Origin of the sequence: Streptomyces sp. NPDC005803, assembly GCF_040630435.1 — a bacterium.
In the GTDB taxonomy this organism is placed as follows: domain Bacteria; phylum Actinomycetota; class Actinomycetes; order Streptomycetales; family Streptomycetaceae; genus Streptomyces.
This window is the reverse complement of sequence record NZ_JBEXXO010000004.1, coordinates 198,822-222,474: the sequence shown is the minus strand read 5'-3', so window position 1 is coordinate 222,474 and position 23,653 is coordinate 198,822. Positions and strand designations below refer to the sequence as shown.

23 protein-coding genes are annotated in these 23,653 nt (G+C 74.4%); 15 read left to right on the top strand and 8 right to left on the bottom strand.

What is annotated here, in order from left to right:
• Nucleotides 1-141: 141 nt before the first annotated feature.
• The 4 genes from ABZ454_RS08215 (at nucleotide 142) to ABZ454_RS08200 (ending at nucleotide 5,535) form a co-directional block, all read left to right on the top strand.
• Entirely contained in the window at nucleotides 142-1,527 is a 1,386-nt protein-coding gene (locus ABZ454_RS08215; protein WP_359536572.1) for a helix-turn-helix domain-containing protein, read from the top strand.
• 498 nt (nucleotides 1,528-2,025) lie between these two features.
• Entirely contained in the window at nucleotides 2,026-3,624 is a 1,599-nt protein-coding gene (locus ABZ454_RS08210; RefSeq protein ID WP_359536571.1) for a cation acetate symporter, read from the top strand.
• A 39-nt stretch (nucleotides 3,625-3,663) separates the two neighbouring features.
• Nucleotides 3,664-4,251: a helix-turn-helix domain-containing protein gene (locus ABZ454_RS08205; protein WP_359536569.1), complete on the top strand. Its 588-nt coding sequence runs from the start codon at nucleotides 3,664-3,666 to the stop codon at nucleotides 4,249-4,251.
• Between the two features lie 27 nt (nucleotides 4,252-4,278).
• Complete coding sequence (locus ABZ454_RS08200; protein WP_359536568.1) at nucleotides 4,279-5,535, top strand: MFS transporter; 1,257 nt, start codon at nucleotides 4,279-4,281, stop codon at nucleotides 5,533-5,535.
• A gap of 17 nt (nucleotides 5,536-5,552) precedes the next feature.
• Here ABZ454_RS08200 and ABZ454_RS08195 read toward each other — a convergent pair whose 3' ends face one another.
• Nucleotides 5,553-6,185, bottom strand: a complete 633-nt coding sequence (locus tag ABZ454_RS08195) for a TIGR03085 family metal-binding protein (RefSeq protein ID WP_356315007.1) — start codon at nucleotides 6,183-6,185, stop codon at nucleotides 5,553-5,555.
• Nucleotides 6,186-6,269: 84 nt separating this feature from the next.
• On the opposite strand from ABZ454_RS08195, the gene hisI reads away from it, so the two are divergent.
• From hisI to lgt, 11 genes are all read left to right on the top strand, one after another.
• Nucleotides 6,270-6,677 carry a phosphoribosyl-AMP cyclohydrolase gene (gene hisI / locus ABZ454_RS08190; protein WP_359536567.1) on the top strand — a complete coding sequence of 136 codons (408 nt, stop codon included), beginning with the start codon at nucleotides 6,270-6,272 and terminating at the stop codon, nucleotides 6,675-6,677.
• 112 nt (nucleotides 6,678-6,789) lie between these two features.
• Complete coding sequence (locus tag ABZ454_RS08185) at nucleotides 6,790-8,313, top strand: anthranilate synthase component I (RefSeq protein WP_359536565.1); 1,524 nt, start codon at nucleotides 6,790-6,792, stop codon at nucleotides 8,311-8,313.
• A 6-nt stretch (nucleotides 8,314-8,319) separates the two neighbouring features.
• Entirely contained in the window at nucleotides 8,320-8,979 is a 660-nt protein-coding gene (locus ABZ454_RS08180) for a TIGR02234 family membrane protein (protein ID WP_356314998.1), read from the top strand.
• A gap of 131 nt (nucleotides 8,980-9,110) precedes the next feature.
• Nucleotides 9,111-9,359: an HGxxPAAW family protein gene (locus ABZ454_RS08175; protein ID WP_356314995.1), complete on the top strand. Its 249-nt coding sequence runs from the start codon at nucleotides 9,111-9,113 to the stop codon at nucleotides 9,357-9,359.
• Between the two features lie 275 nt (nucleotides 9,360-9,634).
• Nucleotides 9,635-10,102: a DUF2752 domain-containing protein gene (locus ABZ454_RS08170; protein WP_356315265.1), complete on the top strand. Its 468-nt coding sequence runs from the start codon at nucleotides 9,635-9,637 to the stop codon at nucleotides 10,100-10,102.
• A gap of 115 nt (nucleotides 10,103-10,217) precedes the next feature.
• Nucleotides 10,218-11,027 carry an indole-3-glycerol phosphate synthase TrpC gene (gene trpC, locus ABZ454_RS08165; protein WP_356314992.1) on the top strand — a complete coding sequence of 270 codons (810 nt, stop codon included), beginning with the start codon at nucleotides 10,218-10,220 and terminating at the stop codon, nucleotides 11,025-11,027.
• A gap of 47 nt (nucleotides 11,028-11,074) precedes the next feature.
• Nucleotides 11,075-11,251: a tryptophan synthase subunit(beta) gene (locus ABZ454_RS08160; RefSeq protein ID WP_356315262.1), complete on the top strand. Its 177-nt coding sequence runs from the start codon at nucleotides 11,075-11,077 to the stop codon at nucleotides 11,249-11,251.
• 136 nt (nucleotides 11,252-11,387) lie between these two features.
• Nucleotides 11,388-12,674: a tryptophan synthase subunit beta gene (gene trpB, locus ABZ454_RS08155; RefSeq protein ID WP_356314989.1), complete on the top strand. Its 1,287-nt coding sequence runs from the start codon at nucleotides 11,388-11,390 to the stop codon at nucleotides 12,672-12,674.
• Nucleotides 12,671-13,483, top strand: a complete 813-nt coding sequence (gene trpA / locus ABZ454_RS08150; protein ID WP_356314986.1) for a tryptophan synthase subunit alpha — start codon at nucleotides 12,671-12,673, stop codon at nucleotides 13,481-13,483. Before trpB ends, trpA begins: the two co-directional genes overlap by 4 nt.
• A gap of 75 nt (nucleotides 13,484-13,558) precedes the next feature.
• Nucleotides 13,559-14,386, top strand: coding sequence for a thioredoxin domain-containing protein (locus ABZ454_RS08145; protein WP_359536561.1), 828 nt, complete (start codon nucleotides 13,559-13,561; stop codon nucleotides 14,384-14,386).
• Between the two features lie 99 nt (nucleotides 14,387-14,485).
• On the top strand, nucleotides 14,486-15,484 hold the full coding sequence (gene lgt / locus ABZ454_RS08140) for a prolipoprotein diacylglyceryl transferase (protein ID WP_359536559.1): 999 nt from the start codon (nucleotides 14,486-14,488) through the stop codon (nucleotides 15,482-15,484).
• Nucleotides 15,485-15,690: 206 nt separating this feature from the next.
• On the opposite strand, the gene ABZ454_RS08135 is transcribed toward lgt, so the two are convergent.
• From ABZ454_RS08135 to ABZ454_RS08105, 7 genes are read right to left on the bottom strand one after another with little or no spacing between them, the layout of a single operon-like run.
• Complete coding sequence (locus tag ABZ454_RS08135; RefSeq protein ID WP_359536558.1) at nucleotides 15,691-16,503, bottom strand: CoA ester lyase; 813 nt, start codon at nucleotides 16,501-16,503, stop codon at nucleotides 15,691-15,693.
• Nucleotides 16,500-17,699 carry a CoA transferase gene (locus ABZ454_RS08130; protein ID WP_359536557.1) on the bottom strand — a complete coding sequence of 400 codons (1,200 nt, stop codon included), beginning with the start codon at nucleotides 17,697-17,699 and terminating at the stop codon, nucleotides 16,500-16,502. Before ABZ454_RS08130 ends, ABZ454_RS08135 begins: the two co-directional genes overlap by 4 nt.
• Nucleotides 17,696-18,580, bottom strand: coding sequence for a ribokinase (rbsK, locus tag ABZ454_RS08125; RefSeq protein WP_356314972.1), 885 nt, complete (start codon nucleotides 18,578-18,580; stop codon nucleotides 17,696-17,698). Before rbsK ends, ABZ454_RS08130 begins: the two co-directional genes overlap by 4 nt.
• A complete protein-coding gene (locus tag ABZ454_RS08120; RefSeq protein WP_359536554.1) occupies nucleotides 18,577-19,959 on the bottom strand; it encodes an ADP-ribosylglycohydrolase family protein in 1,383 nt (460 codons plus the stop codon). The genes rbsK and ABZ454_RS08120 overlap by 4 nt, the downstream gene beginning before the upstream one ends.
• On the bottom strand, nucleotides 19,956-21,158 hold the full coding sequence (locus ABZ454_RS08115) for an ADP-ribosylglycohydrolase family protein (RefSeq protein ID WP_359536552.1): 1,203 nt from the start codon (nucleotides 21,156-21,158) through the stop codon (nucleotides 19,956-19,958). The genes ABZ454_RS08120 and ABZ454_RS08115 overlap by 4 nt, the downstream gene beginning before the upstream one ends.
• The gene (locus ABZ454_RS08110; RefSeq protein ID WP_359536551.1) at nucleotides 21,085-22,455 is read right to left on the bottom strand and encodes an ADP-ribosylglycohydrolase family protein; all 1,371 of its coding nucleotides are present in this window, start codon (nucleotides 22,453-22,455) and stop codon (nucleotides 21,085-21,087) included. Before ABZ454_RS08110 ends, ABZ454_RS08115 begins: the two co-directional genes overlap by 74 nt.
• On the bottom strand, nucleotides 22,452-23,630 hold the full coding sequence (locus ABZ454_RS08105) for an ADP-ribosylglycohydrolase family protein (protein ID WP_359536724.1): 1,179 nt from the start codon (nucleotides 23,628-23,630) through the stop codon (nucleotides 22,452-22,454). Before ABZ454_RS08105 ends, ABZ454_RS08110 begins: the two co-directional genes overlap by 4 nt.
• Nucleotides 23,631-23,653 lie beyond the last annotated feature (23 nt).

Below are 23,653 nucleotides of genomic sequence, written 5' to 3'. Positions count from 1 at the left end.
CCGCAAACCCCTAGGTACCGACTGGGCGGTATGCCATTCTGCGGGCGTCAGGATGATTCGGTGTGCTCATGCCCAACGCCGGGCTGGGTGAACCGGAGCCGGCCGTTTTCCGGAGCCGGCCGAATCCCGGTGGAGGCCGCCATGCCGCAGGTCGTACGTTCACGGGTCAGGGCGTTGCACGGGCCGCCCCCCGTCGCGCCGATGCCGCGCCGCTTCCGTTCGCTGGCCGATCGCGAGGCCGTCGCCGTACTGCACCGGGCCGCCCGGGTGCTGATCGACGCCCTGCCGGAGCTGACGGACCGGCTCGTCGAGGCGCTGCGCGAGCAGGAACCCGCCTACCGCTCGGCCATCGAGGCCGACGCGGCGGAGATCTGGCAGGAGGTGCACCACTCGCTGCGGCACAACGTCGGATCGCTCATCCAGCCCCGGGAGTTCCGGGACGCCGCCCACCGCACCTCCCGGCGCATCGGCGAGGCCCGGGCCGAGCAGGGCCTGCCGCTCGACGCGGTCCTGCACGCCTTCCGGATGGGCGGGGCGATGGTCTGGCAGGAACTGGTGGACGACACCGCGCGCCGCCACCCCGAGGACATCCGGTTGCTGGTGCATGTCGCGGCGGACGTCTGGAACTTCGTGGACGAGCACTGCGGCGTCGTCGCGGAGGCCTACCGGCAGACCGAGCGCAGGCTCTCCTGGCGGCGGGAGAACCGCCAGCGCCTGATGACGGCGGCGCTGCTGGACGGCACCGCGCAGATCGCCGAACTGCCGGACGCCGCCGCGATGCTGGGGCTGCCGGAGCACGGCAGATACGCGGTGCTCGCGGTCTCCACCGCCCGCCGCGCCCCGCACGGCGCGGCGCGGCCGCCGATGACCCTGCCCGCCGGCACGGACGCGCTCTGGCACCCGGGCCCGGACGCGGAGTTCGCGATCCTGCCGCTGGCCTCGCGGGACGGGGCGGCGGCACCCGGCGCCCCGTTCGCCGAGACGGCGGCCACCGGATCCGCTTCGGCCGAGGGGGGCGACGGGCCGCCCGGCGCGCCGGCCGGTGCGGTCGACGGGGACGCGGAACTCGCCGCGCTGGCCGCAGGGTTGTCCGCCCCGCCCGGCACCCGGGTCGGCATCAGCTCCGTCGTCGACGGGCTGGCCGCCGTCGGCGACGCCCGGCGGCTCGCCGAGACCGCCCTGCGGGCCTGCCCCGCCGGGGGCGGGGTCGTCCTGCTCGACGAGCAACTGCCCGCCGCCCTGGTCGTCTCGTCCCCGGGCCTGGGCTCTGCCCTGGCCGCGCGGGTGCTGGGGCCGCTGGACCGGCTGGATCCGGCCGACCGCGACGTGATCATCGAGACGCTCACGGCCTGGCTCGACTCGGACGGCTCCGCCCAGCGGGCGGGGGCCCGGCTCTACTGCCACCGCAACACGGTTCTGAACCGGCTGCGCCGCTTCGAGCAGCTGACCGGCCGCTGCCTGACCCGCCCGTCCGACGCGGTCGAGGTCTCCCTCGCCCTGGCGGCCCGCCGCCTCCTGACCGGCTGACGACCGCCGCGCCTTCGGAACGGCTGACGACCGCCGCGCCTCCGGACCGGCTGACGACCGCCGCGCCTCCGCCGGCCCGCCCCGCCGGCGGAGGCGCGGGTGCGTGCGCCGTGCCTTCCCCCCATGGAGGGGCGTCCGTCGGCGGTCCGCGCAGGGGCGCCTCCGTCGGCAGTCCGCGCAGGCGTGCCTCCGTCGGCGGTCCGCGCAGGCGCGCCCGGGCCTTCCCCCGGGGCCCGCCCCCACCGCCCCCACCGCCCCCGCAGCCGAGCGGGTGCACCCGGCGGCACCCGTCACCGGTCGGCGATGTGCTCGCGCACAGTCCTCGCCCGTACCGCCTGTACCCGCGCAGCGCCCGCGGCCGTCCCGCTGTACGCGGACCCGGGCGGCTGATGCCGTAACCGGCATGTCTCCCGCGCCCCCGACACCTTCTGCGCCCCGCGCCCCCGCGCGCGCCCGCGCAGCCGCCGCCACCCGTGCCCCGGCCCCGGGACACGGGCGGTGAGCGGCGGCTTCGACGCCCGGTCGCTGGCCGTGGTCGTCTTCCTCGGATTCGTCGCCGTGTCGCTCCTGTTGTGCGGGCTCGCCGCAGCGGACCAGGACGACCCGGAACACTTCTACGCGGGCGGCGGCTCCGCCCTCGGCCCGGCCGGGAGCGGGCTGGCCATCGCCGGTGACTACATCTCGGCCGCCACCCTGCTCTCCACCACCGGCTCCGTCGCCCTCGCCGGCTTCGACGGCGTCCTCTTCGCCGTCGCCACGGTCGCCTCCCTGGTGCTGGTCATGCGGATCCTGGCCGAACCGATGCGCCGCAAAGGCGTGTTCACCCTCGGCGACTTCCTGGCGGACCGGCTCGGCGACCCGACCGTACGCCGCGCCCTGGGCATCACGACCCTGGTCGTCCTGACCCCCCTGCTGCTCGTGCAACTGGCCACCGCGGGCCGGGTCATGGCCTCCGTGTTCGGGCTGCCCGACGGCGCGCTCACCAGCTGCACCGTCGCCAGCGGCGCCCTGATGATCTGCTACTCGGCCGTCGGCGGCATGCGCGGCACCGGCTACATCCAGATCGTCAAGGTGGCGGTGGTACTGGCCGCGGTGACCCTGCTCGCCGGACTGGTGCTCGCCCGTTACGGCTGGAACCCGTTCACCCTCTTCGACGCCGCACAGCACGGCAGCGGTGCGGGCACGGACTACGCCCGCCCCGGCCTGCAGTTCGGCCACACCTTCGCCGGCACCCTGGACCTCCTCGGCTTCCAGCTCACCCTGGTCCTCGGCGCCGCCTGCATGCCGCACATCATGATGCGGCTGCACCCCATGCGCGACAGCTGGACCGTGCGCCGCGCCACCGTCTGGGCGGCCGCCCCGGTGGCGTTCCTGTGCGCCGGCGTCGTCGTGATCGGGCTCGGCGCGTCCGCCCTGCTCGGGCGCAAGATCATTCAGGCCGCCGACCCGGGGGGCGGCACCGCGCTGCTGCTGGTGACCGGCGCACTCGACCCGGGCGCCAAGGGGCCGCGCGAGAGCCTGCTGTTCGCCTTCGTGGCCTGCGCGGTGTTCGCCACCACCCTGGCCGCGGTCGCCGGCATCACGCTGGCCGCCGCCTCCTCCGTCGCCCGCGACTTCGCGGCGAAGGCCCGGGCCCGTACCGCCGCCCGGTCCGACCGGTCCGCCGGGCGGGAGATCCTCCGCGCCCGCCTGGCCGTCGTCCTGACCGGCGCGCTCGCCGTCTACGTGTCGACGTACACGCACGACCGCAATCCGCAGGTGCTGCTCTCGCTGTCGTTCGCCGCCGCCGCGTCCGTACTGCCGCCGGTCCTGCTGTACGCGCTGTTCCGGCCGTGGTTCAACGCGCGCGGTGTGCGCTGGACGGTCTACGGCACGCTTCCGCTCATCGTGTTCCTGATGGTGTTCTCGCCCGCGTTCTCCGGCACCCCGATCGCGCTCTTCCCCTCCCGCGACTTCCACTGGTTCCCGCTCCAGACACCGGGGCTGGTCACGATCCCGGCCGGATTCCTCCTGGGGTACCTGGGCTCCCGGACCGGCCGGGACGAGCGGACGGGGCCGGCCCGCAGGCCGAGGCGCACAACTTTTATTGCGCAATAGATATTGCGCAAGTTTTCTTTCCTACTTACCGTGGAGGGCATGGCAAGCAACGAATCACGCCGGGTGTCCGACCTCGGCACGCTCAAGGCGTTCGGACACCCCCTGCGGATGAAGCTGTACCGGGCGCTCTACATCGCCCGGCAGGCCACCGCGTCCCAGCTCGCCGAGCAGGTCGACGAGGCCGTCTCGCTCGTCAGCTACCACCTGCGCAAGCTCGCCGACCACGGCCTGATCGAGGAAGCCGAGCGGGAGGGCAAGGACGGCCGAGAGCGCTGGTGGCAGGCCGCCTCGAAGGGGCTGAGCTTCCACGACGAGGACTTCAGCGACGCGCCCGAGAAGGCCGCCACTCACACGGCCGTCAGCCGGCTCTCGTTCGACCAGCACATCGAGCTGTACCGCGGCTACCTCGACGTGAACCGGAGCTGGCCGCCGCAGTGGCGCCGAAGCTCCTTCAGCTCGGAGTACCTGGCCCGGCTGACCGCCGAGGAGCTGGCCGCGCTCGAACGCGAGCTGAACGAGGTCGTCAAGCGGTACGAGGAGCAGGGCCGGGCCCGCGACGAGGCCGGCGACACCGAGAACCGCGAGAACGTCGCACTGCATCTCTACGGCTTCCCGTTCCGGACCTGACCCGTGGCCACCCGAGAGGACGACTCCGTGACCGTCACCCTCACCACCGCCCAGGCCCCCGGACGCCCCGCCCACCGCGACGGCAACGTGCTGCGCTGGCTCGGCGCCTACACGGCGTCCACGATCGGCGACAGCGTCTACTACATGGCCCTCGCCTGGGCCGCCGCACGCACCGGCAGCGCCTCGCAGACCGGCCTGGTGCTCGCCGTGGGCTCCATACCCCGGGCCGTGCTGCTGCTCGGCGGGGGAGTGCTGGCCGACCGGTTCGGACCGCGCCGCGTCGTGGTCGCGAGCGACACGGCCCGCTGCCTCGTCATCCTGGGCCTGGCCGGCGTACTGCTCCTGACCTCGCCCACGGTGTGGATGCTGATCGCCGTCGCACTCGTCTTCGGCGCGGCCGACGCCCTCTTCCTGCCCGCCGTCGGCGCCCTGCCACCGCGGCTCACCGCCGCCTCCCAGCTCGCCCGCGTCCAGGGGATGCGAGGCCTCGCCACCCGCACCGCCACCGTCGTCGGCGCCCCGCTCGGCGGTGTCGCGGTCGCCCTCGGCGGACCGGTCCTCGCCTTCGCCGCAGCGGGCGTGCTCTTCGCCCTCTCGCTGCCGCTGCTGCTGGCCGTCCGGATGAGCCCGCTGCCGGCGGAGGCGCAGGACGGGAGCGCGGCCGAACCCGCCGGCACGGCCTGGCGAGAACTGGCGGACGGGCTGCGCCACATCCGCCGCCACCCGCTGCTCGGCCCCCTGATGCTCGTCGTCGCCGTCACCGAACTCGGCTTCGTCGGACCGCTCAACCTCGGCCTGATCCTGCTCAGCGAGGAACGCGGCTGGGGTGCCTCCGGCATGGGCTGGGTCGTGGCCGCCTTCGGTATCGGCGCGGGCGCCTCGGCCCTGCTGCTCACCGTCCGCGGCCGCGTCCCCCGGGCGGGACTCGTCATGTGCCTCACCGTGCTGGTCGGCGCCCTCGCCATCGCCGCCCTGGCGTACGCGCCCTCCGTGCCGCTCGCCGCGGGCGTCGCGCTCCTCATCGGGCTCTTCGTCGGCCTCGGCGGCGCCCTGTGCGGCGCCCTCACCCAGACCGCCGCCGACCCCGCCTACCTGGGCCGGGTCACATCGGTCTCGACGCTCTTCACCCACGCCCTCGCGCCGCTCAGCTACCCCGTCACCGGCGCCGCCGTCGCGCTCTGGGGCACCGGCCCCGTCTTCGTCGCCAGCGCCACGCTGTGCGCGGCGGGGGTGGTGACGGGCCTGTTCCTCGCCCCGCTGCGCCGCGCGGAACTCCCGGGCTGACCGCGCGGCCCGCCGGACTACATGCCGAGCTTCGCCGTCGTCATCCGGCCGATCGCCTCCGGCTCACCCTCCAGCTCCACCCGCGCCGCGTCCTGGCGCCCGAACGCGAACAGCAGCAGTTCGCCCGGCTCGCCCGTCACCGTCACCACCGGGGCCCCACGGTGCGCGACCACCGTCTGCCCGTCCGGGCGGCGCAGCACCAGCCCCACCGGGGCCTTGCGCCCCAGGACCCGCGCCGCCTTCTCGGTACGCGACCACAGGACGTCGGCGAACACCGGGTCCAGCTCCCGCGCCGACCAGTCCGGCTGCGCCCGGCGGACATCCTCCGTGTGCACGTAGAACTCGACCGTGTTGGCCACCTCGTCCAGCTGCTTCAGCCCGAACGGGGACATCTTCGGCGGACCCGTACGGATGAGCTGGATCAGTTCCTCGTACGGCTTCTCGGTGAACTCGGTCACCACCCGCTCACGCCGGTTCTTCAGCGGGCCGATGACCAGCCCGGCCGCCGCGTCCGGCCGCCGCTCCCGCACCACCACATGGGCTGCCAGATCGCGGGCCGTCCAACCGTGGCAGAGGGTCGGGGCCTCCGGGCCCACGGCCTCCAACAGGTCGGCGAGCAGGAGCCGTTCGCGCTTCGCATGAGTCGACATGCCCGCCAGCGTACGACCGCCGTCCCCCGTCCGCCCAGTGGACGCACGCCCGAACGGCCCCCACCTCCACGGCACAATGGACACATGACCAGCACGCCCACGCCCGGCACGCCCCGGCCCGCCAGCGACCTCGACCCCGCCATCGCCGCCCGCCTCAAGCGCGGCGCCGACGGACTGGTCCCGGCCATCGCCCAGCAGTACGACACCGGCGAGGTGCTCATGCTCGGGTGGATGGACGACGAGGCGCTGCACCGCACCCTCACCACCGGCCGCTGCACCTACTGGTCGCGCAGCCGCCAGGAGTACTGGGTCAAGGGGGACACCTCCGGTCACATCCAGCTGGTCAAGTCCGTGGCCCTGGACTGCGACGCCGACACGGTCCTCGTCAAGGTCGACCAGACGGGTGCCGCCTGTCACACGGGCGACCGCACCTGCTTCGACGCCGACGTCCTCCCCGCAGGAGGTCCTCGCGGCGTCGCCGGAACGTCCTGATCGCTTCCCGGTCAGGACGCCTCGGCGCCGTGCGACGCACCGCGCCGGGTGCCGCGGCCCGGTCCGACCCTGGTCGGCGAGACACCCCCCTCGGACAGTAGGGTCTGCCGCCATGGACCTCGACACGTTCCGCAAGCTGGCCGTCGACCGGCGCGTCATCCCCGTCACCCGCCGGCTCCTCGCGGACGGCGACACCCCGGTCGGTCTCTACCGCAAGCTCGCAGGGGAACGCACCGGCACCTTCCTGCTGGAATCCGCGGAGAACGGCCGCACCTGGTCGCGCTACTCCTTCATCGGCGTGCGCAGCGCCGCCACGCTCACCACCCGCGACGGCGCCGCCCACTGGCTCGGCGCCCCGCCGGTCGGCGTCCCCGTCGACGGCGACCCGCTCCAGGCGCTGCGCGCGACGATCGAGACCCTGCACACCCCGCACGACCCGGAATCCGGGCTGCCGCCCTTCACCGGCGGGATGGTCGGCTACCTCGGCTACGACATCGTGCGCCGGCTGGAGAAGATCGGCGAGAGCGGCGGCGACGACCTGAAGCTCCCCGAGCTGACGATGCTGCTCACCTCCGACCTCGCCGTCCTCGACCACTGGGACGGCAGCGTCCTGCTGATCGCCAACGCGATCAACCACAACGACCTGGCCACGGGCGTGGACGAGGCGCACGCCGACGCCGTCGCCCGGCTCGACGCCATGGAGCAGGACCTGCGCCGCCCCGTCGAGAACACCCCGGCCGCCCTGCCCCCCTCCGAACTCCCGCCCTACACCGCCCTGTGGGGCGGGAAGGCGTACCAGGACGCCGTCGAGGACGTGAAGGAGCGCATCAGGGCCGGTGAGGCCTTCCAGGTCGTCCCCTCCCAGCGCTTCGAGACCCCGTGCACGGCGAGCGCGCTGGACGTCTACCGGGTGCTCCGCGCCACCAACCCCTCGCCGTACATGTACCTCTTCCGCTTCGACGGCTTCGACGTCGCGGGCTCCAGCCCCGAGGCCCTCGTCAAGGTCGAGGACGGCCGCGCGATGCTCCACCCGATCGCCGGCACCCGGCACCGCGGCGCCACCCCGCAGGAGGACCAGGAGCTCGCCGACGAGCTCCTCGCCGACCCGAAGGAACGCGCCGAGCACCTGATGCTCGTCGACCTCGGCCGCAACGACCTGGGACGGGTCTGCGAACCAGGCAGCGTCGAGGTCGTCGACTTCATGTCGATCGAGCGGTACTCGCACGTGATGCACATCGTGTCCACCGTCACGGGCCGCGTCGCCGAGGGCCGCACCGCCTTCGACGTCCTCACCGCCTGCTTCCCGGCGGGCACCCTCTCCGGCGCCCCCAAACCGCGCGCCCTGCAGATCATCGAGGAGCTCGAACCCACCCGCCGCGGCCTGTACGGCGGCTGCGTCGGCTACCTCGACTTCGCCGGGGACTCCGACACCGCCATCGCGATCCGCACCGCACTGCTGCGGGACGGCACGGCCTACGTCCAGGCCGGCGCCGGCGTCGTCGCCGACTCCGACCCGGTCGCCGAGGACACCGAGTGCCGCAACAAGGCCGCGGCGGTGCTGCGCGCCGTGCACACCGCCAACCGGCTCGGCGGCGGCCCCGCGCGAGGGGGGCGGTCGGCCGTTCCGGGGGCGTAAGGGATAGTGGGGTACGTGAGCGCTGTCCCCGTACCCCAGCCCCGTGCCGAAGCCGCCGCCGCGCCCGACAGCGCGGGAAGCCGCCGCAGCCTGGCAGCCGGCCTGCTCCTCGGGGCGGCCGGCGCCACCGTCGTCCTGCTCGCCTCCGGGCAGATCTGGGCCGAGGGCAAGGCCGCGGCCGGCGGCGGCGCCCTGGCGCTCAGCGCCGAGGGACAGGACGTCACCGGCCTCCCCGCGGCCCTCGCCATAGTCGGCCTGGCGGCCCTCGTCGCCGTCTTCGCCGTCCGCGGCGCAGGCCGGCTGGCCGTCGCGGGACTGCTGGCCCTCAGCGGGCTCGGCGCCGCCGTGAGCGCCTACCTCGGCGCATCCGACAGCGCCGCCCTCGACGAGAAGGCCGCCCAGTCCACCGGCGACAGCTCCGCCACCATCGAGGCCCTGAGCCACACGGCCTGGCCCTACGTCACCGCGGCCGGCGGACTGCTGATCCTGCTCGCCGGGCTCCTCGCGCTGCGCTTCGGCAGCCGCTGGCCCACGATGTCAGGACGGTACGAGCGCGACGGCACCCCGCGCCCCCGCAAGCCCCGCCGCGCCGCCCCCGACCCCGACCGGCCCGAGGAGCTGTGGAAGGCCCTGGACCGCGGCGAGGACCCGACGCGCGAGGCATGACCCCCCAGCTCACGTCGTGCCCGCACGTACGGGACAATGGCCGTGAGCTCGCAGCACAGCGGCACCCACGGCGACACGGCTGCGGCGACCCCGAGCGATACCAACAGCGCAACACCAACGAGGAGCAACTCATGGCGGGCAGCAGCCACGGACACACCCCGGCCGCCTGGACCGGTGTCATCATCGCCTTCATCGGCTTCTGCGTCGCGGGCGTCTTCATGGTCGCGGCCAACCCGCTCGGCTTCTGGGCCGGTATCGCCGTCGTCTTCATCGGCGGGATCGTCGGCCTCGCGATGAAGGCCGCCGGCCTCGGCATGCCGAAGGAGTCGGCGGAGCAGGCGGCGGCCAGGGCCCGCGCCGGCCAGGCGCAGACCTCCTGAACCGGTCCCCGCACCGCACGCACGCAAGGCGCAGCCCGATCCGGGCTGCGCCTTTCCGTATCAGCGGCGACAATCACCGAGTGGACGCATCGCCTTCCCCCGCCGCGCCTTCACCGGCCGCCGCCCCGCCGCCCCCGGGCGCGCAGCCGATGACCGGCCCGCCTCCTGCGCCCGGCCACGGCCCGCAGCAGGTGGCCGGCCCGCCCCCGCAGGCCGCCACCGCGCCCCCGGGCGCGCAGCCGGTGCCGGGTGCGCATCCGGCACCCGGGCAGGGCGTGCGGGCCCCCGCCCCGCCGCCGCCCGGCCACGGGCCGCCGCCGCTCTTCCCGCCCGCCCCCGTCCCCGCCTCGCGGCTGCGACGGATCGCCACCCCGGCCGCCGTCCTCGCGGTCGTCGCCGGGGCCTTCGCGTACGTCGGCAGTGTCGACCCCAACGAGCCCGGCCACTACCCGGTCTGTCCGCTGCTCCGGCTCGCGGGCGTCTACTGCCCCGGCTGCGGGGGACTGCGCAGCGCCCACGCCGTCGCCCACGGCGACCTCGCGGCCGCCCTCGGTTCCAACGCCCTCGCCGTCATCGGCTACGCGGCCTTCGCCGTGATCTGGGTCCTCTGGATGGTCCGCGCGGCGGCCGGGCGGCCGCTGCGGATCGAACCGCGGCCGGTGCACTGGTGGGCGGTCGGATGCGTGCTGGTGGCCTTCACCGTCATCCGGAACCTGCCGTTCGGATCGGCGCTGGCTCCGTGAATGCCCAGGTAGTGGGACATCCGTCGGCCGGATGCGGGCCCATCGGCCTCCTGCGGATACCATCGGCAGGGGCAGACCTGTTCCCTTGTCAACGTCCCGGAAGGGGGCCTCTCGCGTGAGTGTGCTCGACGAGATCATCGACGGCGTTCGCGCCGACCTCGCGGAGCGGCAGGCGCGCGTCAGCCTCGACGAGCTCAAGGAACGCGCGGCCCGCGCTCCCCAGGCCAAGGACGGAGTCGCCGCCCTGCGCGGCGAGGGCGTGACCGTCATCTGCGAGGTCAAGCGCTCCAGCCCCTCCAAGGGCGCCCTTGCCGCCATCGCCGACCCGGCAGCGCTCGCCGCGGACTACGAGGCCGGCGGCGCGTCCGTCATCTCGGTCCTCACCGAGGAGCGCCGCTTCGGCGGATCGCTGGCCGACCTGGAGGCCGTCCGCGCCAAGGTCGACATCCCGATCCTGCGCAAGGACTTCATCGTCACCTCGTACCAGCTGTGGGAGGCACGCGCCTACGGCGCCGACCTCGCCCTGCTGATCGTCGCCGCCCTCGACCAGGAGGCCCTCGTCTCCCTGATCGAGCGGGCCGAGTCCATCGGCCTGACGCCGCTGGTCGAGGCGCACGACGAGGAGGAGGCGGAGCGCGCGGTGGACGCCGGCGCGAAGATCATCGGTGTCAACGCGCGCAACCTGAAGGACCTCAAGGTCGACCGCTCCACCTTCGAGCGCGTCGCCCCCGAGATCCCCGACCACATCGTCAAGGTCGCCGAGTCCGGCGTCCGCGGCCCGCACGACCTCATCGCCTACGCCAACGCCGGTGCGGACGCCGTGCTGGTCGGCGAATCCCTGGTCACCGGCCGCGACCCGCGGGGAGCCGTCGCCGACCTGGTCGCCGCCGGCGCCCACCCGGCGCTCCGGCACGGACGGAGCTGACCGCACCCGTGACCGCCGACCGTTCCGCGTCCCGTCCCCCGGCGGGCCTGCGCCCCGCCGGGGCCACGGGCCGGGACCCGCACGCGCCGCTGGCGCGCGGCTGCCGCCCCCGCGGCTGCCGCGCCCCCGCGCGCCGCGTGCACGGACGGCGGGTGCGGTACGTGATCGGTGACGAGCCCGGTCAGGTCAACGGCATGCGATGGCGCACGGGGCCCGCGCAGTAGAGCGAGCCCCGGCCGTCGCGGCCCCGCCCCCGGCGGACCCGCACGACCGCATCCGCCCGGCCACGGCCGCGGCGGCGCTCCGCTCACGGCGCACTACGGTGAACCCACCCGATGCCATGCCGAGGAGCACATCGCGATGTCGTCCGACTTCTTCATTCCGGACCCCGAGGGTCTGATTCCCAGCGCCGAGGGGTACTTCGGCGCGTACGGCGGCAAGTTCATCCCGGAGGCGCTCGTCGCCGCCGTGGACGAGGTCGCCGTCGAGTACGACAAGGCCAAGGCCGACCCGGCCTTCGCCGCGGAGCTCAACGAGCTCATGGTGAACTACACCGGCCGGCCGAGCGCCCTGACCGAGGTCCCGCGCTTCGCCGAGCACGCCGGCGGCGCGCGGATCTTCCTCAAGCGCGAGGACCTCAACCACACCGGCTCGCACAAGATCAACAACGTGCTCGGCCAGGCGCTGCTCACCCGGCGCATGGGCAAGACCCGCGTCATCGCGGAGACCGGAGCCGGCCAGCACGGTGTCGCCACCGCGACCGCCTGCGCGCTCTTCGGCCTCGAATGCACCATCTACATGGGCGAGATCGACACCGAGCGGCAGGCGCTGAACGTGGCGCGCATGCGGATGCTGGGGGCCGAGGTCATCGCCGTGAAGTCCGGCTCCCGCACGCTCAAGGACGCCATCAACGAGGCGTTCCGCGACTGGGTCGCCAACGTGGACCGCACCCACTACCTCTTCGGCACGGTCGCGGGCCCGCACCCCTTCCCCGCGATGGTCCGCGACTTCCACCGCGTGATCGGCGTCGAGGCCAGGCGGCAGATCCTGGAACGGACCGGCCGGCTGCCGGACGCCGCGGTCGCCTGCGTCGGCGGCGGCTCCAACGCCATCGGGCTCTTCCACGCCCTGATCCCGGACGCCGGCGTCCGCCTCATCGGCTGCGAGCCCGCCGGGCACGGGGTGGAGACCGGCGAGCACGCGGCGACCCTGACCGAGGGCGAGCCCGGCATCCTGCACGGCTCGCGCAGCTACGTCCTCCAGGACGACGAGGGCCAGATCACCGAGCCGTACTCCATCTCGGCCGGCCTGGACTACCCGGGCATCGGCCCGGAGCACGCCTACCTGAAGGACATCGGCCGGGGCGAGTACCGCGCGGTCACCGACGACGCGGCCATGCAGGCGCTGCGCCTGCTCTCCCGCACCGAGGGCATCATCCCGGCCATCGAGAGCGCGCACGCGCTGGCCGGCGCCCTGGAGGTCGGCAAGGAGCTCGGCAAGGACGGCCTGATCCTGGTCAACCTGTCCGGCCGCGGCGACAAGGACATGGACACGGCAGCGCGCTACTTCGGGCTGTACGACGCCGACGCGGCCGTCGAGGCCGACGCGGACAGCGACGGCGCCGAGATCGAGGGGGACGTCAAGTGAGCGGCAACATCGAGCTGCTGAACACCACTCTCGCCGCCGCCGCGGCCGAGAACCGGGCCGCGCTGATCGCGTACCTGCCCGCCGGCTTCCCGACCGTGGACGGCGCCATCGAGGCGATCAAGGCCGTGGCGGCCGGCGGCGCCGACGTCGTCGAGGTGGGGCTGCCGCACAGCGACCCCGTGCTCGACGGCCCCGTCATCCAGACGGCCGACGACATCGCCCTGCGCGGCGGTGTCCGGATCGCCGACGTGATGCGTACGGTCCGCGAGGCACACGAGGCGACCGGCATCCCGATCCTCGTCATGACCTACTGGAACCCGATCGACCGGTACGGCGTCGAGCGCTTCACCGCCGAACTCGCCGAGGCGGGCGGCGCCGGGTGCATCCTGCCCGACCTCCCGGTCCAGGAGTCCGCGCTGTGGCGCGAGCACGCCGGCAAGCACGGTCTGGCGACCGTGTTCGTCGTCGCGCCCAGCAGCAAGGACGAGCGGCTCGCCACCATCACGGAGGCCGGTTCCGGCTTCGTCTACGCGGCGTCCCTGATGGGAGTCACCGGCACCCGGGTCTCCGTCGGCGAACAGGCCCAGGACCTGGTGCGGCGCACCCGCGCCACCACCGACCTCCCGGTCTGCGTCGGTCTCGGCGTCTCCGACGCCGCCCAGGCCGCCGAGGTCGCGGGCTTCGCCGACGGCGTCATCGTCGGCTCCGCCTTCGTCAAGCGGATGCTCGACGCCCCGGACGAGGCGGCCGGTCTCGAAGCCGTCCGCTCCCTGGCGGCCGACCTCGCCGAAGGCGTGCGCAAGCGCTGACATCCGTCTCACCCGTACGGGTGGACCTCGGACCGGGGAGGCACGCGAGTGCCTCCCCGGTTCGTTGCTGCGGGTGTGAGCGAGAAGAACCCAGAGGGAAAAAGGGCCGCGCGAGACCGGCTGACCCAGCAGCGTGAGCAGGTCAGGGCGCGTGAGCGCCGCCGCCGCACGCTGATCGTCTCCGCCGCCGTGGTGGGCGTCCTGGCGCTGGCCGCCGTCGCCGGCGTGATCGCGGCGAACACCGGCGGCAAGGGCGACAAGGACAAGGCGTCGGGCCCCGCCGTCGCACCGTCCGGCGCCACCGGGAAGGACGGCCTGGCCCTCACGGTGGGAGCGGCCGACGCCCCGTCCACGCTCACGGTCTGGGAGGACTTCCGCTGCCCGGTCTGCGCCCAGTTCGAGAACGCCTTCCGCGACACGATCCACCAGATGGAGCAGAGCGGACAGCTCAAGGTCGAGTACCACTTCGCCACGCTGATCGACGGCAACCTGGGCGGCAGCGGCTCGCTCAAGGCGGCCAACGCGGCGGCCTGCGCCCAGGACGCCGGCAAGTTCCCCGCCTACCACGACGTCCTGTACAGCAACCAGCCGCCGGAGTCCGACGACGCCTTCGGCGACAACAGCAAGCTGATCGAGCTGTCCAAGAAGGTCGAGGGGCTCGACACGCCCGCTTTCCGCAGCTGTGTGGAGGACGGCGTGCACGACGCCTGGGTGCGGAAGTCCCACACCGCGTTCCAGGACGGCGGATTCCAGGGCACACCGACGGCGCTGCTCAACGGTGAGTCGATCTTCCCCAAGAAGGGAGACGAGCCCATCACCGTGGCCAACCTGAAGAAGTGGGTCGCCGAGGCCAACCAGGGCAAGAAGCCGGGCACGGTCACGCCCGCCCCCTCCGGCTCCTGAGCGGCGCGCGACCGGGGGAATCGATGACCCGCTCGTTACCCAGACGTTGTCGGGCGGGTTGCCGTACGTCCCGCCCGGCAGGGTAGCGTCGACGGTGCCATGAACCTTGCCTACATTCCCAGCCCGTCGACCGGCGTGATCGATCTCGGACCGATCCCGCTCCGCGGCTACGCGTTCTGCATCATCATCGGTGTCTTCGTCGCCGTCTGGTTCGGCAACAAGCGCTGGGTCGCCCGGGGCGGCAGAGCCGGCACCGTCGCCGACATCGCCGTCTGGGCCGTGCCCTTCGGCCTCGTCGGCGGCAGGCTCTACCACGTCATCACCGACTACCAGCTGTACTTCAGCGACGGTGAGAACTGGGTCGACGCCTTCAAGATCTGGCAGGGCGGCCTCGGCATCTGGGGTGCGATCGCGCTCGGTGCGGTCGGCGCCTGGATCGGCTGCCGCCGCCGCGGGATCCCGCTGCCCGCCTGGGCCGACGCGCTCGCCCCCGGCATCGCCCTCGCCCAGGCCTGCGGCCGCTGGGGCAACTGGTTCAACCAGGAGCTGTACGGCCGGGAGACCGACCTCCCGTGGGCGCTGAAGATCAGCGAGGGCCCCAACCGGGTCGCGGGCACCTACCACCCGACCTTCCTGTACGAGTCGCTGTGGTGCATCGGCGTGGCGCTCCTGGTGATCTGGGCGGACCGCCGCTTCAAGCTCGGGCACGGCCGCGCGTTCGCGCTGTACGTCGCGTCGTACTGCGCGGGCCGCGCCTGGATCGAGTACATGCGCGTCGACGAGGCCCACCACATCCTGGGCCTGCGTCTGAACGTGTGGACCGCGCTGATCGTGTTCGTCCTGGCCGTGACCTACATCGTGATCTCGGCGAAGGTACGCCCGGGGCGCGAGGAGATCGTCGAGCCCGAGGGGCCTCAGGCCCTGGGCGCGGCCGAGGCCGGGGATGCGGAGGCCGGGGACACGGAGGCCGGGGACACGGAGTCCGCCGAGGCCGGGAGCGGCGACGCGGGGTCCGCCGGCCCGAAGCCGGCCGAGGCCGAAGCCGAGGAAGAGGACGCGCCGAAGACGAACGGCGAGGCGGAGACGGCCAAGAGCTGACGCCGACGCACACACCAGGACGAGGGGCCGCCGGACCATTCGGCGGCCCCTCGCCCTGTCCCCGCCTCCGGCACGGCTTCCCCGAGCGCCGGACGGGATGGTTCCGCCGGTCCGGGCAGGGCGGAGATCAAGCCCGTCCGGCGCGTGAGGACATGGTGGTCAGCGGGGCGCCGCCCGCTCGCCGTTGCCCGGCCACCGCTCACCGCTCACCGCTCCCGCCCCGCCAGCGCGAGCGTGCGATGGGCCTGGGCCACCACCGCCGCGTCGACGAAACGGCCGTCCGGCAGGGCCAGCGCGCCCGCCTGCACCCGGGCCGCCTCGATGATCTCGTGCGCCGCCTCGACCTCCTGCGGCGTCGGCCGGAACGCCCGCTCGATCACCGGAAGCTGCCGGGGATGGATCGCCGCCCTGCCGAGGAAGCCGAGCGCCCTCCCATGGGCGCAGGACGCCCACAGCCCGTCCAGGTCCCGGACGTCCGGGAAGACGGACTGGGTGGGCGGGGCCAGTCCGGCCGCCCGGGCCGCGACCACCACCCGGCTGCGCGCCCAGTCGAGCCCCGCGTCGTCCCGTACCCCCAGATCCGCCCGGAGGTCGGCCTCACCGAGCGCGATGGAACGCACCTGCGGATGGGCGGCCGCGACCGTGTACGCGTGCTCGACGCCGAGTGCCGACTCCAGCAGCGGACAGAGCGCGACCCCCGGGGCCAGCGCCGCGATGTGATGGACGGACGCGGCGTGCGTGATCTTCGGCAGCCTCAGCTCGGCGAGGCCCGGCAGCCCCGCCAGGGTCAGCACGTCCGCCTCCGTGTGGACCCGGACATGGACCGGCGCGGCCGTGGGGGAGGCCGGTTCGCGGAGCAGCTCGGCGGTGGCCGACCGGGCGTACTCCTTGCGGTCGGGGGCAACCGCGTCCTCCAGGTCCACGATCACCACGTCCGCCCCCGAGTCGCGTGCCTTGCGCACCACGTCAGGCCGGTCACCGGGTACGTACAGCCAGGTCAGCGGGGTCTCGCCGGTCACAGGACACGCTCCGCCCGCAGCGCCGCGATCTCCGTGCCGCTCAGACCGAGCCGCGTGAGGATCTCCTCGGTGTCCGCCCCGTGCGGCCGCCCCGCCCAGCGAATGCCCCCGGGGGTGCGGGAGAGCCGGAAGAGGACGTTCTGCATCCGCAGCGGGCCCAGCTCCGGGTCGTCGACCTCCGTGATGGAGTCCAGCGCCCGGTACTGCGGGTCCTCCATCACGTCACGGATGTCGTGGATGGGCGCGATGGCGGCCTCCGCCTTCTCGAACGCCGAGAGCGCGTCGTCCCGGGTGTGCCGCGCGATCCAGTTGCCGACCGCCTCGTCGAGCTCCTCGCTGTGCTCGGCCCGGGTGGTCCCCGAGCCGAACCACGGCTCGTCGATCAGCTCCGCCCGCCCCACCAGGCGCATCACGCGCTCGGCGACGGACTGCGCCGAGGTGGAGACGGCCACCCACTGCCCGTCCGAGGTGCGGTAGGTGTTGCGCGGGGCGTTGTTGCGCGAACGGTTGCCGGTGCGCGGCTGGACGTAGCCGAGCTGGTCGTACCAGAGCGGCTGCGGGCCGAGCACCATGAGGATCGGTTCGATGATCGCCATGTCGACGACCTGCCCCACCCCCGTGCGGTCCCGGCCGGCCAGCGCGGCCATCACGGCGAACGACGTGGCGAGCGCCGCGATGGAGTCGGCCAGCCCGAACGGCGGCAGCGTCGGAGGACCGTCGGGCTCCCCCGTGATCGCCGCGAACCCGCTCATGGCCTCCGCGAGCGTGCCGAAGCCGGGCCGGTGCGCGTACGGGCCGAACTGGCCGAAGCCCGTGACCCGGACCAGCACCAGCCGCGGGTTGACGGCGTGCAGCTCCGCGGGCCCGAGCCCCCACCGTTCCAGGGTGCCCGGCCGGAAGTTCTCGATGATCACGTCGGTGTCGGCGGCGAGCCGCAGCAACAGATCACGGCCGCCCGGGCAGGACAGGTCGAGGGTGAGGTTGCGCTTGTTGCGGCCGAGCAGCTTCCACCACAGACCGACCCCGTCCTTCGTCGGGCCGTGCCCCCGGGACGGATCGGGCTTGCCCGGATGCTCGACCTTGATCACATCCGCGCCGTAGTCGCCGAGCATGGTGGCGCAGAGGGGGCCCGCGAACAGCGTGGCGAGGTCGATGACGCGCAACCCGGACAGGGGCGGCGCCTCCGGCGCGCTCACGCGGCGTCGATTTCGCTGCGGTACGGCATGGAGACCGAGGCGCCGGGCTTCTGGACGCAGAGCGCGGCCGCCGACGAGGCCCAGGCGATGGCCTGCGGTACCGGACGCCCCTCGCCGAGCGCCACGGCGAGCGTGCCGACGAAGGTGTCGCCGGCGCCGGTCGTGTCCACGGCGGACACCTCGGGGGCGGGGAAGGGCACGGTCCGGCTGCCCCGTGCCGCGTACAGGCAGCCCTTCGAACCGAGGGTGATGACGACCGCCGGCACCTGACTGAGCAGGATCTCGGCCGCCGCGTGCGGATCGGTGTGCCCCGACAGTTCGGCCGCCTCGTACTCGTTGGCGATCAGCAGATCGACGCAGTCGAGGAGTTCGGCCGGCAGGGGCTGTACCGGGGACGGAGTGAGAACCGTCCGCACCCCCTGGGCGTGACCGGCCCTGGCCCCCTCGATCACGGCGGACAGGGGCAGTTCCAGCTGGAGCAGCAGCAGGTCGGCCTCGGCGATGGCGGCGATCTCGCCCGGTCCGAGGGCGGTGACGGTGCCGTTGGCGCCGGGGATGACGACGATGGCATTGGAACCCCTGCCGTCGACCACGATGTGCGCGGTGCCGCTGGGCCCTTCGGCGGTGTGCAGGAGATCGGTGTCGACGCCCGAGTGCTCCAGGTTCTCCCGCATCCGGACGCCGTACTCGTCGTCGCCCACCGCGCCGATCATCATCACGTCGCCGCCCGCGCGGGCGGCGGCGACCGCCTGGTTGGCGCCCTTGCCGCCGGGAATGGTGCGGAACTCCCGTCCCGTGACGGTCTCCCCGCGCTCCGGAGCCCGGTCGACGTAGGCCACGAGATCCATATTGGTGCTGCCGAGCACCGCGACTTTGGTCATGGGCGGAGTGCCTCCTCATGGGTGAGCCGGTGGGTCAGGTCGGCGAGGGTGTCGAAGCCGACCGAGTCGAAACCGGGGACGGAAGTGGCGAGCCGGTTCTTCAGCGGGGTCGTCCACCGGTCGGGCAGCGCGTCCGGCCGCCCGGCCAGCAGCCCGGCGAGCGAACCGGCGGTCGCCCCGTTGGAGTCGGTGTCCCAGCCGCCGGACACCGCACGGCAGATCGAGCCGGTGAAGTCACCGTCGGCATGGGTGAGGGCGGCGGCCAGCAGAGCCGCGTTGGGCAGCACATGCACCCAGTGATACCTGCCGTACGCCGCGTGCAACCGGTCGACGACCGTATCGAAACGGGTCTCCTCGCGGGCCAGGACGATTCCGTCCCGTACGGCCCGCGCGAACCGCGAGCCGGGCGGGACGACCCGCAGGCCGGCGGCGAGAGCGCCGTGCACGTCCGCCTCGCCGCCGGCCGCCTCGGCGAGCGCCGCTGCGGTGAACATCGCGCCGTACACCCCGTTCCCGGTATGGGTGAGGACCGCGTCACGGTGGGCCTGTTCCGCCGCCGCGCCCGGGTCGCCGGGGTGGGTCCAGCCGTGCACGTCGGCGCGGATCTGCGCCCCGATCCACTCCCGGAACGGATTGCGGTGGCGGGCGGTGTCCGGCGGTTCGAGGCCGTCGAGCAGATTGCGGTACGCGATCCGCTCGGCGGTGAACGTCCGGCCCGCCGGAAGCTCCTCCAGCCACAGCCTCGCGAGGTCGGCGGTGGTGAAGGAACTGCCGTGGCGCTGAAGCAGCACCAGCGTGAGCAGGGGGTGGTTGAGGTCGTCGTCCTCGGGCATACCGTCGATGTTCTCGGCCAGGGAGGTGGCCGCCGAACGCCGGTTCCAGGGATAGGTGGCGGCCAGGGCGGGGGGCAGGCCCCGGGCGGTGAACCAGGTGTTCAGCGGCCAGTTGCCGGTGGCGCGGGCCAGCGCGCGGATGCCCTCCAGCGGCAGTTTCTCGACCGGCTTGCCGAGCAGACAGCCCGCGGCGCGGCCCAGCCAGGCCGCGTGCAGGCGCTCGCGCCCCACGGAGGACGGCTCCGTGCGGGGGCGCGGCCAGTGCGGGCAGGCGGCCCGGATCGCGTCGAGGGCGGTCGGCTCGTCGTCGGCCAGCGGCGACTCCAGCCGGGCGAGTTCGTCCAGCAGGCGCCCGGCGACCGCGCGCAGCCCCGAAGGGGCCGGGGGCGACGAGGCGCCCGCGCGGTCCGGGGCGGGCGAGCCGCCGGCCTCGTACCACCGGCGCTCGATGTCCCGGGCGTCGCGCCCGTCCTCGGCCGCCTGCCGCAGTTCGTGCCCGACGAGGTCCTCGGGCTGGACCCAGGTGGCCCGCACCGTCGTGGTCACGGCCTGCCCACCAGCGTGGCGAAGGCGGCCTCGTACGTGCGGCGGCGGGCGGTGTCGCGCGCGAACACCTCGCGGGCCACCTCGGTCAGGGTGCGGGCCGGGGCGCGCAGATCGAGCCGGCTGGCCTCGCCGACCGTCGTCGCCCAGTCGGCCGGGATCGTCCGCTCACCGTGCAGCGCGCCCGCGATCGCGCCGCTCATCGTGGCGATCGAGTCGCAGTCCCGCCCGTAGTTGACCGAGCCGAGCACCGTCTGCCGGTAGTCCCCGTCCGCGACCAGCAGCATCCCGAGCGCGACGGGGAGCTCCTCGATGGCGTGCAGCCGGGACGGCCTGCGGGCGCCGAGCGAGGGGGCGCGGTAGTCGGGGCCGACCGTGTCGAAGGGGGCGACGGCCTCCCGCAGCGGGGCGAGGGCCGACTCGAAGTCCCGGTGACCGACGGCGGTTTCGCAGACCGCGTCGATCGCGGCCCTGGTGCCGTCCTTGGCCAGCGCCAGACACGTCTCGACGACGCTCGAGGGCGTCGCCCCCGGCACGCACGCCGCGGCGACCGCGGCCGCGAAGACACCGGCCGCCTCCCTGCCGTAACTGGACTGATGGGCGCCCGCGACGTCCAGCGCCTCGGCGTACGCGGCCTCGGGGTGGGCGGCGTTCACCAGCCCGACCGGCGCCATGTACATCGCCGCGCCGCAGTTGACGATGTTTCCGCACCCCGCCTCGCGCGGGTCGACGTGTCCGTAGTGCAGCCGGGCGACGATCCACTTCTCGGCGAGAAAGATCCGCTGCAACGGCAGCGCCTCGGCCTCCAGCTCCGGGATCCAGCGGGGGTTCGAGATCAGTTCGGGGACCAGGTGGTCGGCGACCGCGTACGCGTCGAGATGGCCGCGGACCTTCCCGTACACCCGGACCAGCGCATGGGTCATCAAGGTGTCGTCGGTGACGTGCCCGTCGCCCTTGTGGTACGGCGCGATGGGGCGGGCGGTGCGCCATGCGTCGCCGTCCCACGGGCCGACGACACCGGTGATCCGCCCGCCGTGACGGGCCACGATCTGCTCGGGGGGCCGGCCCTCGACGGGACCGCCGAGCGCGTCGCCGACGGCGGCGCCGACGAGCGCGCCCGCGATCCGTTCATCGAGGGTGGGCGCCGTGGGCGTCGTGGGGGGTGCGGACCTCGTGGGCGCCGTGGGCGCTGTGGATGTCATGTCCGAATTGTCCACCCGGGGGCACCGGTTCCGTGTCTGCCAGCAGCCCGGCGAGTTCGATCAGATCCGTGCCCGCGAAACGGGGCAGCGCGCACCCCGCCAGGGTGCGGCACGCCTCGCGCCAGCCGTCGGGCACGGCGGTGACGGAGCCGAGCGCCCCGGTCAGTGCCCCGGCCAGCGCGGGGGCCGAGTCGGCGACCCGGGACAGGCACGCAGCCGACGGCACGGCCTGCGCGATGTCGCCCCGGGCCGCGGTGGCCAGGGCGAGGGCGACGGGGACCGTCTCGGCCGCGGCGATCCCGTAGCTGTAGACGTGGTCGACGATCTGGTGCTCCAGCACCGGTACGAGGGCGAACGCGCCGGCCCGCTCACCGGCGAAGTCGCGGGCGATGCGCACCGCGTGAGCGGCGTTGCGGGCGATCTCGGTGCCCTCGGGGAGCTGGGCGAGCGCGGCGTTCACCGCGGTGTCCACGTCCGCGCCGCCGAGCGCCTCGGCGATCGCGGCGGCCATCGCCCGCGCCCCGTGCACTCCGTCGCCGTCCTGGGTGTAGCGCGCGTCGAACTCCGCGAGAGCGGCCGCCGCCTCCGGGTCACCGGGATGGACCACCGCCAGCACGGCGGCCCGCACGCACGCCGCGTCGTCGAAGTAGTGCGGGTTGTCGTGGCCGGTGGCGGGCGGCCGGAGTCCGGCGGCCAGGTTGCCGAGCCCCGCCCTGACCGAGATGCGGGCCCGCAGCGGCAGGACCGCCGACTCGACCTCCGGCGCCCGGGCGGCGGCCGCGGCCACCTCGGCGGCCAGCGCGTTCCAGGCGGCGTCCACGGCGGCCCGCATCCGGCGCGCGGGGGGGAGGCCCTGCAGAGCGCCGGCCGCCGAGGTGAGTACGGTCCCGGCGGCGAAGGCCGCCCATTCGGCGTCGTCGGACGGGCCGAGCCGCAGGGGTTCGGGCGGCTGGTTGAGCGCGATGGGGACGGGCAGCGTGGTCGTCGCGTTCTGCTCGGCGAAGGTGTCGAGCTCACGGGTCAGGCGCCGGGTCCACTCGGGCATTCTGGCCGCCCGGTGCCGGGCGGCCGGCCACCCGGCGGCGTCCCCGGAAGCCAGCCCGAGCAGCAGCCCCTCGATGCGGGCCCGGCGCGGCGTGGCCGGCCGGGCGGGACCCGGGCCGCCCCCGGTCCGTGCGGCCTCCCGGGGCCGCTCGTCGCCCGGGTGCTCGCGTCCGTCGTCCGGGCGCGCGGCGGCGGCCGGAGATCCGGCGGCGTCCGGGTGCGCGGTGCGGGAGGCGTCCTCGGCCGTGGTCATCGCCCCACCGCCGTCGCGGGCGCGGTGGCGTGGCCGGGGCGGGGCCCCGGGCCGGGCGGCCCATGTTCGCCCTGTCCGCCTCCGCCGTCCCCGCTTCCGTCCCGCTCCTCCGCCTCGTCCGGGGTGAGCAGCTCCGCGATGTCCAGGACGTGGTAGCCGCGCATCGACGGGAGACAGCTGCCACGGACCGGGCCGATCGCGTTCGCCCAGGTGGGCGGGATGGCGGACGCGCCGTGCAGCGCTCCGGCCAGGGCGCCCGCCACCGCGGCCGTCGTGTCGGCGTCGCGCCCCATGTTGACCGCGGTCAGCACCGCCGTACGGAAGTCACCGCGCGCCGCGGCGAAGGCGCCGAAGGCCAGGCCCACCGCCTCGGGCGCCAGGTCCGTCCACGGGTACCCGCCGACGACGACGGCCGAGCGCACCGCCCGCTCCCTCGTGAGGCGGTCGGGGTAGGGGCGCTGCGCGGCCGTCACCGCCCGGCGCAGTGAGCGGGCCGTCCACGAGTCCATCGGTACGACGGAGAGCGCGGCGGCGATCACGGAGGTGACCCCGGCCCCCGTCATGGCCGCCGCCACCCCGGCCGCGACCGCCTGGCCGCCGTAGATGCCCTCCCCGTCATGGCTGACCCGGCCGTCCACCGCGACCAGCCGCGCCGCTTCCGCGGGCCGGCCCGCGGCGAAGACGCCGAAGGGCGCCGCCCGCATCGCCAGACCGTCGCTCCAGGCGTGCCGGTGCTGGGCGGAGATCGGGGCGGCCAGGCCCCGGCGCAGGTTCTCCAGCGTGCCGCGCTCGCTGAAACCGGCGCCGCGGAACGGCCCCTCGTCCAGATCGGCGATCCACAGGTGCCAGGCCCGCTCGACATGGGTGACGGTCAGCGCCGAACCGTGCCGGGCCAGCAGCAGCCCGGAGAAGATCGCGTACTCCGTGTCGTCCGTGCCCGCCGGGTCGTCGCTCACGAAGCCCTCGATCCGGCCCCAGCGGCGGCGGATCTCCGAGGGCCGCATGTTCTCCGCGGGTGCGCCCAGCGCGTCGCCGACCGCCAGGCCCAGCAGAGCGCCCCTGGCCCGGTCACCGCAGCCGCCCCGGGCCGGACCGGCCGGGCAGGGAGCCCCGCGTACCGCCGCCCGCGCGCCGCTCGTCCCCGGCCCGGCCGGATTTCCTGCGGTCAGCTCCATCGCGTCGACCCTTCGCTCGTCCC

What these genes read in the sequence shown, in the direction of transcription:
- ABZ454_RS08205 (WP_359536569.1), top strand. Translation starts at nt 3,664, where the DNA reads ATGGCAAGCAACGAATCACGCCGGGTGTCCGACCTCGGCACGCTCAAG.
- rbsK (WP_356314972.1), bottom strand. Translation starts at nt 18,580, where the DNA reads ATGACCAAAGTCGCGGTGCTCGGCAGCACCAATATGGATCTCGTGGCC.
- ABZ454_RS08115 (WP_359536552.1), bottom strand. Translation starts at nt 21,158, where the DNA reads ATGACATCCACAGCGCCCACGGCGCCCACGAGGTCCGCACCCCCCACG.
- ABZ454_RS08215 (WP_359536572.1), top strand. Translation starts at nt 142, where the DNA reads ATGCCGCAGGTCGTACGTTCACGGGTCAGGGCGTTGCACGGGCCGCCC.
- ABZ454_RS08185 (WP_359536565.1), top strand. Translation starts at nt 6,790, where the DNA reads ATGGACCTCGACACGTTCCGCAAGCTGGCCGTCGACCGGCGCGTCATC.
- ABZ454_RS08105 (WP_359536724.1), bottom strand. Translation starts at nt 23,630, where the DNA reads ATGGAGCTGACCGCAGGAAATCCGGCCGGGCCGGGGACGAGCGGCGCG.
- ABZ454_RS08175 (WP_356314995.1), top strand. Translation starts at nt 9,111, where the DNA reads ATGGCGGGCAGCAGCCACGGACACACCCCGGCCGCCTGGACCGGTGTC.
- hisI (WP_359536567.1), top strand. Translation starts at nt 6,270, where the DNA reads ATGACCAGCACGCCCACGCCCGGCACGCCCCGGCCCGCCAGCGACCTC.
- lgt (WP_359536559.1), top strand. Translation starts at nt 14,486, where the DNA reads ATGAACCTTGCCTACATTCCCAGCCCGTCGACCGGCGTGATCGATCTC.
- trpB (WP_356314989.1), top strand. Translation starts at nt 11,388, where the DNA reads ATGTCGTCCGACTTCTTCATTCCGGACCCCGAGGGTCTGATTCCCAGC.
- ABZ454_RS08195 (WP_356315007.1), bottom strand. Translation starts at nt 6,185, where the DNA reads ATGTCGACTCATGCGAAGCGCGAACGGCTCCTGCTCGCCGACCTGTTG.
- ABZ454_RS08110 (WP_359536551.1), bottom strand. Translation starts at nt 22,455, where the DNA reads ATGACCACGGCCGAGGACGCCTCCCGCACCGCGCACCCGGACGCCGCC.